7 protein-coding genes are annotated in these 6,630 nt (G+C 73.7%); 1 reads left to right on the top strand and 6 read right to left on the bottom strand.

What is annotated here, in order from left to right; all coding sequences use genetic code 11:
• Nucleotides 1-198 precede the first annotated feature (198 nt).
• The 6 genes from ABT112_RS34445 to ABT112_RS34420 form a co-directional block, all read right to left on the bottom strand.
• Nucleotides 199-630, bottom strand: coding sequence for a protein-tyrosine phosphatase family protein (locus ABT112_RS34445; RefSeq protein WP_351515754.1), 432 nt, complete (start codon nucleotides 628-630; stop codon nucleotides 199-201).
• 119 nt (nucleotides 631-749) lie between these two features.
• Entirely contained in the window at nucleotides 750-1,643 is an 894-nt protein-coding gene (locus ABT112_RS34440; RefSeq protein WP_351515753.1) for a D-alanyl-D-alanine carboxypeptidase family protein, read from the bottom strand.
• A gap of 388 nt (nucleotides 1,644-2,031) precedes the next feature.
• On the bottom strand, nucleotides 2,032-2,847 hold the full coding sequence (locus tag ABT112_RS34435; RefSeq protein WP_351515752.1) for a hypothetical protein: 816 nt from the start codon (nucleotides 2,845-2,847) through the stop codon (nucleotides 2,032-2,034).
• Entirely contained in the window at nucleotides 2,847-4,118 is a 1,272-nt protein-coding gene (locus ABT112_RS34430) for a VWA domain-containing protein (protein ID WP_351515751.1), read from the bottom strand. Before ABT112_RS34430 ends, ABT112_RS34435 begins: the two co-directional genes overlap by 1 nt.
• 188 nt (nucleotides 4,119-4,306) lie before the next feature.
• Nucleotides 4,307-4,792, bottom strand: a complete 486-nt coding sequence (locus tag ABT112_RS34425; protein ID WP_351515750.1) for a peroxiredoxin family protein — start codon at nucleotides 4,790-4,792, stop codon at nucleotides 4,307-4,309.
• 251 nt (nucleotides 4,793-5,043) lie between these two features.
• Nucleotides 5,044-6,024, bottom strand: coding sequence for an NADP-dependent oxidoreductase (locus ABT112_RS34420; RefSeq protein WP_351515749.1), 981 nt, complete (start codon nucleotides 6,022-6,024; stop codon nucleotides 5,044-5,046).
• A gap of 167 nt (nucleotides 6,025-6,191) precedes the next feature.
• Here ABT112_RS34420 and ABT112_RS34415 point away from each other — a divergent pair, with 167 nt between their 5' ends.
• A complete protein-coding gene (locus ABT112_RS34415) occupies nucleotides 6,192-6,566 on the top strand; it encodes a winged helix-turn-helix transcriptional regulator (protein WP_351515748.1) in 375 nt (124 codons plus the stop codon).
• Nucleotides 6,567-6,630 lie beyond the last annotated feature (64 nt).

Here is a 6,630-nt window from a genome sequence, read left to right as displayed (position 1 = left end):
GGGCGGTTACGGCGGGGCGGCGCCCCAGGGCGGGGAGGGGGCGGAGGCGGCCGAGGGGAAGGGGCGGAGACGGCCGGCCGGGAAGAGAGGGCGCCGGCCTGCCGCCGGCCGTGCCGCACCGGTGGTCCGGGTCCGGGAGCCGGACGGGCCCGGTCCGGCGGGTGCGGCTCGGGCGGGTTTGGCTCAGGCGGGTGTGGCTCAGGCGGTGAAACGGCGGACGAAGCGTCGCTGCCAGGGGGTTTCCACCGCGTGCCGGTCGTAGTTCCGGCGGACGAAGTCCACCGCCTCCCGGGCCGGTACCCCGTCGAGGACGGCCAGGCAGGCCAGCGCGGTACCCGTTCGTCCGCGGCCACCGCCGCAGGCGATCTCCACACGCTCCGTCGCCGCGCGGGACCAGGCCTCGCGCAGCACGGCGCGGGCCCGCTCCGGGTCGCTGGGCAGCCGGAAATCCGGCCAGCGCAGCCAGACCGCGTCCCAGGGAACCTCCGGGGGCCGGCGGCCGAGCAGATGGACGGCATGGCCGGGGACCGCGCCGTCCGGCAGCGGGCGGCGCAGGCCGCGCCCCCGCACCAGGCGGCCGGAGGGCAGCCGCAGGACACCGGCGTCGGAGGCGTTCCAGGTCTCGGTCATCCACCTCACCGTAGTCGCACCGGCCACCCGGTGGGGGCCGTTCGGCCGGGACGGCGCAGACGAAGGGGCCTGCCCCCGACCCTCGGGTCACGGGCAGGCCCCACACCGTACCGGGACGGTTAGCGCCGGAAGCCGTAGTCCATCAGCTTCTTGGCGTCCGACGTGCGGTTGGCCACCGAGGAGGAGGCGAGGACGGTGCCGATGACCGTCTTGCCGCCCCGGGTCGCGGCGAAGACCAGGCAGTACTTGGCCTCCGGGCCGGAGCCCGTCTTCACGCCGATGGTGCCCGAGTAGCCGCCGAGCAGGTTGTTGGTGTTCGACCACGACATGTAGCGGTAACCGCCGTTGCGCGTGGTGACCTTCTGCTTGGTCGACTTCGTCTTCACGACCGTGCGGAAGGTGGAGTACTTCATCGCGTTGCTCGCGAGCTTGGTGATGTCGCGCGGCGTCGAGTAGTTCGAGCCGTTGCCGATGCCGTCGAACGAATCGAAGTGCGTATTCGTCAGACCGAGGCCCCGGGCGGTGGAGTTCATCTTGCCGATGAACGACTTCACCCGGGCGGACCGGGTGGAACCGCTGCCGAACTTGTCCGCCAGGGCGTAGGCCGCGTCGCAGCCGGACGGGAGCATCAGCCCGTACAGCAGCTGGCGGACCGTGACCTTGTCGCCGACGATCAGGTGGGCCGACGAGGCGGTGTTCGCGACGATGTAGTCGCTGTACGCCTTCTGGATCGTGACCTTGGAGTCCAGGTTGAGGTTGGGCTGCGCGAGCACCACCCGGGCGGTCATGATCTTGGTGGTGGAGCCGGTGGAACGACGGGTGTCGGCGCTCTTGGTGAAGAGGGTCTTGCCGGTGCCGTTGTTCATCACGTAGCCGCCCTTGGCGGCGATGGTGGGTGTCGCCAGCGTGGCGGCGGCCTGCGCCGGGGCGGCGAACGCCCCGGCCGACAGGACTGCTCCCGCCGTGACGGCAGCCACGGACACGCCTCTTGTGCCCTTAATGCCGGTTTTCAAGATAAATACTCCAAATGACCCTTTGGAGCGGCACCATGGAATGCCGCTTGCACAGGAGACGCTTGAGACACCCCGAAGGATGTGCTCTCGACGCGGAATTCTTCGGGAATTCCGTGGTGCCGGACCGGTGGTGGCGGAATGCGTACTCCGACCGCCCGATCCGGCTCCTCTCCCACCCGGATCACACCATGGTGAACGGGACTGCCGCGAGAGGCCCGTTCGCCATTCGGGGCGCCCGGCGCGTGCGGGCCGTGGTCAGCGGCAGGGAACCGTGCGCCTGTCGCGGGCGCGCCGCGGACGTCCCGGACGTGACCCGCGGTCCGCCCCGCGGTGCCCGGCCGGCCGCCCCGGAGGGCGGCCGGCGGCGCGGCGGGACGTCCGCGGGACGTCAGCCGCTCGGCGGAGGGAGGTGGGCCGGCCGGCCGGAGCCCCGGGTGACGGAGTATCCGCCGATGGCCGCCAGCGCGCCGAGCACACCCCCGGCCACCGTCCACAGCCAGCGGTCCGACCACCATCCGGAGGACCAGCCGCCCTCCGGTTCGACGGCGGCCGGCGGGGCCTTCGCGGCGGAGGCGTCCTCGTCCTCCGCGGCGGCGGCCGCACCGGCGTGCGGCACGAGCGGGGAGGCGAGCGCACCGTCCACCGCCGACCCGCCGCCCTCGTCCGAGGACGTCACGCGGACGGCCGCCCGGACCGGCAGTCCGAGGTCCCGCTCCTTCAGATCGAGCACGGTCAGCCGGATGTAGTACGCACCCGGCAGCGGGTCGTTCGACCAGGGCTCCGCCCAGCCGCGTACCGTCCGCAGGGTGCAGGACAGCGTGACCGACCGGTCGTCGGCCTCCGCCGTCCGGGTCCGGCTGCCGTACTGGCAGTCCTGGCGGCGGCGCAGCCCGTCATGGACGTCGATCCGCCAGGTGGACGCCCCCTGCCGGGTGGCCGACTCGGGCAGCGTCACCGTGGCCTTCACGGTCGCCCGCCGGCCCGCATCGGCCGGGAACACCCAGTACAGGTAGTCGCCGGCGGACGCGTCCGCGGTGGCGCGCTCTCCCATCCGGACCGGCGTCGCGGTCCGGAAGCCGGTACCCGCCCCGGTCCGCGCGTCCCCGCCGCCGTCGGCCGGATCGTCCGCCACGGCGGAACCGGCCGCTCCCAGCAGAGCGGCACCGGCGAGCAGCGCACCGGTCAGTACCGTTGCGATCCGCATCAGTTGGTCCTCCAGACGGTGATGCGCCAGCGCGTGATCCAGCCCCAGAGCAGACCGGCCAGCAGGCCGGTGAGCACCAGCACGCCGAGCAGCCACCAGCCGCGGCCGAGGCCGAAGGCCGCCACGTCCGAGGGCTCGTCGGGGGAGTCCACCAGGTCGACGGTCAGCTCCAGCGGCATGCCCGGGGTGGTCTTCACCGAGGCGGGCGCCGAGAAGGAGTTGCTCACCTGCAGGCAGACCGTCTCCGCCGCCGGCTCCTGCGCATCCTGCGCGTCCTGCGGTGCCTTGGGGTAGCGCAGGCCGGTGGAGATCATGTCCGTGCGGCCGTCGCCGGCCTCCGAGCCGCGGACGATCTCTCTGCCGTGCGTGGTCACCGCGCGCAGCAGGACGCCGTAGTCGTTGTTGACGGCCCGGTCGGCGCCGATGCTCACCGAGGCGCGCAGCTCCTGCCCCGGCTTGACGTCCACCCGGTACCAGCGGTGCTCGCCGAACCTCTCCCGGTCGGTGTAGAGCCCCGCCTTCAGGCCGGGGGCGTCGGCGCACCGGTCGGCGCCCTCGGTCGCGACCGGAGTGGCGACCGGGTCCGCGGCGCGGTCGACCAACTGCTTGACGCGGCCCGAGAGCTCGTCGGTGTGCTGCACGGAGGTGTAGGTGCCGCCGGTGGCCTCGGCGATGCAGACGAGCTGTTCGCGGGTCTTGGCGTCCGGGATCAGCCCCAGGGTGTCGACGACGAGATGGGTGCCCTTCGCGGCGATCTCGCGGGCGACCTCGCACGGGTCGAGCGGGGCGCAGGTGTCCTCGCCGTCCGTGATGAGCACGATCCGCCGGGTGGCGTCGCCGCCTTCGAGGTCGTCGGCCGCGCCCAGCAGCGCGGGGCCGATCGGTGTCCAGCCGGTGGGTGCCAGGGTGGCCACCGCCGTCTTCGCCTCGGTGCGGTCGAGCGGGCCGACGGGGTAGAGCTGCTCGGTGTCCTCGCAGCCGCGCTTCCGGTTCTCGCCGCGGTAGTTGGCGCCGAGGGTACGGATGCCGAGCCGGACCTCTTCCGGTGTCGCGTCCAGCACCTCGTTGAAGGCGCGCTTGGCCGCCAGCATCCGGGACCGTCCGTCGATGTCGCGAGCGCGCATCGAGCCACTGACGTCGAGCACCAGCTCGACCTTGGGGGCTTCCTTGGCCGCCGGTTCGTCGGCGGCGGCGTGGGCCGGGAAGGGCCCGGCGGCCAGGGCGACGAGCAGGCCGCCCACCCCGGCCGCCCGCCGTATTCTCTTGATCATCGCCGGATCCTATGGAGCGGCGGGCCCGGTCTCCAAACCGGCTGCTCCGACGGCCGCTTCGCCCGTGAGCCCTGGGCCTCGCTCCCTCCCGGCCGCCGGATCCGGCCCCGGCCCCGGGTGAACTCCGGGACCGGGCCGCACCGTTGACTGTCGGAAAGGCCGAGGAGGGCCGCCGATGGCAGGAGTTGTCAGCTGCGGGCCATCTCGGCGAGGTGCCGGGTGAGGGTGTCGAGCCCCTGGAAGGTGGCACCCAGCAGCGCGACGTGCTTCCAGTGCAGCGTGCCGTCCGGACCGATGAGGAACACCGCGCGCCGCAGCCCGATGCCGGGCGCCGCGATGCCCAGCGAGCGGGCGACGGCGCGGTCGGTGTCGGCGAGCAGCGGCATCCTCAGGTCGTGCCTGCGGGCGAACCGCTCATGGCTGTCGACGTCCTGCGGGCTGATCGCCCACACCTCCGCGTCCTGCTCCCGGAACTGCTCCAGACCGGACGAGTAGGAGCACAGCTGCTTGGTGCAGACGGCCGTGTCGTCACCGGGGTAGAAGGCCAGCACGAGCGGCCTGCCGCGGTGCCGGGAGAGGGCGTAGTCCCGCCGTTCGAAGGTGTCACCGGTCAGAACGCCGCCGGGCAGGACGAAGTCGGGCACGGCGGCGCCGATGCGCGGTGCGGAGGCCATGAGTCGGTCCAATCGGTACGGGAACGGGCGGGCTGCGGCACGGATCGCGCGCCGCACGCCCCCGGCGCGCGGGCGGCCCGTCCGCGAGAGGGACGATACTGCCCCCGGGCCGGTCCCCGGACGGCGCGCTCCCGGGGGAGGGCGCCGCCGCGGAACAGGGGCCCGGGCGACGAGCTCTCGGACGACGCCGTTCCGGGCGACGCGGTCTCAGGCGATGAGGTCTCGGGCGACGGGGTCCCGGCGACGCTGTCTCAGGCGACGCCGAGCACGATCTTCCCGCGGGTGCGCTGCGTCTCCCCGAGACGGTGCGCGTCGGCGGCGCGTTCCAGCGGGAACGTCTCGGCCACCTCCACGTCGATCGCGCCCTCCTCGATCAGCCCGGCGATGCGGGTGAGCGCCGCGCCGTCCGGCTCGACCAGGAACGGGCTGGTCCGCAGCCCGCGTTCCGCGGCCCGTGCGGCGAGTTCCGGGGACACCCCGCCCGGCACGGCCACCAGCAGACCGCCCGGCCGCAGCACATCGAGCGAACGGGTACTGGTCGCGTCGGCCTCGTCGCCGAGCAGGTCCACCACCACGTCGATGTCCTCGACCACGTCCTCGAAGCGGTCGGCGGTGTAGTCGACCAGCGCGTCGGCGCCCAGGCCGCGCAGCCACGCGTGCTTGCCCGCACGGGCCGTACCCGTCACATGGGCCCCGAGGTGACGGGCGATCTGTACCGCGAAGTGCCCCACTCCGCCCGCGGCGGCGTGGACGAGAACACGCTGCCCCTGCCGCACACCGGCGGTGTCGACGAGGATCTGCCAGGCGGTGAGCGCGGCCAGCGGCACCGCGGCCGCTCGGTCGTGGCCGAGGGCGGCGGGCTTGCGGGCGAACTGCCGGGCCGGCGCGGTCACGTACTCGGCGTACGCCGACGCCGCCCGCGGGAACCAGGGCATGCCGAAGACCTCGTCACCGACCTCCAGGGTGTGCACGCCGAAGCCGACCTCCTCCACCACACCGGAGACGTCCCAGCCCAGGGTGAACGGCGGCTCGCCCAGCACGCCCGCCATGCCGCCCCCGGAACGGGTCTTCCAGTCGACCGGATTCACTCCCGCGGAGTGGACCCGCACCAGGACCTCGGTCGGCAGCGGCACCGGCCGCGGGACGTCGGCGGGGCGCAGGGTCTCGGGTCCGCCGAAGGCGTCCTGCACGATGGCGCGCATGGTGGACGGGGCGGGGGTGGAGCTGGTCATCGGGTCTCTCCTCGAACGCGGATACCGTCGCGCACCCAGGGGGATGCGCACTGCCGCGGGCCCGGATCGTCGCCCGCGCGGCATGCCGGAAGCTATCCCCGAGGCGGTAGTAACCAGCAAGGGCGTCTACTATCCATGGGGAAGTGACCAGGCCAGGAGGTATCCGTATGACCGCGAGCTGCACCACGGGCAGCCACGACCAGCACGATGTCTATGCCGCGCTGTGCCCCGGACGCGAGGTCTTCGACCTGCTGGCCAACAAGTGGACCGCCCTCGCGATCGGCGCCATGGAGGAGGGGCCGCAGCGTTTCGGCGTCCTCCAGCGCCGGCTGCAGGGCGTCAGCCCGAAGGTACTGACCGCGACCCTCCGGCGGCTGGAGGCCGGAGGCTTCGTCGACCGGACCGTCATCCCCGCCGTCCCGCTCCACGTCGAGTACGCGCTGACCGACCTCGGCCGCAGCGTCGCCCGCCCGCTCGCGGCGGTCCGGCACTGGGTGGAGGCCCACCTGGACGAGATCGGCACCCCATCCGGAGCCGCCTGACCGGCGCCGGACGCGGACGGCCCGGACCGGCCCGCCGCCCGGACCGGCCCGCCGCCCGGCCGGG

This window comes from Streptomyces sp. NPDC002055, assembly GCF_040296705.1.
GTDB lineage: Bacteria > Actinomycetota > Actinomycetes > Streptomycetales > Streptomycetaceae > Streptomyces.
The sequence above is the reverse complement of the archived record's forward strand: the minus strand, read 5'-3'. Positions and strand labels throughout refer to the sequence as shown.

Excerpts from the sequence above, each read along its gene's own strand:
- ABT112_RS34445 (WP_351515754.1), bottom strand. The coding sequence starts at position 630 with ATGACCGAGACCTGGAACGCCTCCGACGCCGGTGTCCTGCGGCTGCCC.
- ABT112_RS34435 (WP_351515752.1), bottom strand. The coding sequence starts at position 2,847 with ATGCGGATCGCAACGGTACTGACCGGTGCGCTGCTCGCCGGTGCCGCT.
- ABT112_RS34430 (WP_351515751.1), bottom strand. The coding sequence starts at position 4,118 with ATGATCAAGAGAATACGGCGGGCGGCCGGGGTGGGCGGCCTGCTCGTC.
- ABT112_RS34425 (WP_351515750.1), bottom strand. The coding sequence starts at position 4,792 with ATGGCCTCCGCACCGCGCATCGGCGCCGCCGTGCCCGACTTCGTCCTG.
- ABT112_RS34420 (WP_351515749.1), bottom strand. The coding sequence starts at position 6,024 with ATGACCAGCTCCACCCCCGCCCCGTCCACCATGCGCGCCATCGTGCAG.
- ABT112_RS34415 (WP_351515748.1), top strand. The coding sequence starts at position 6,192 with ATGACCGCGAGCTGCACCACGGGCAGCCACGACCAGCACGATGTCTAT.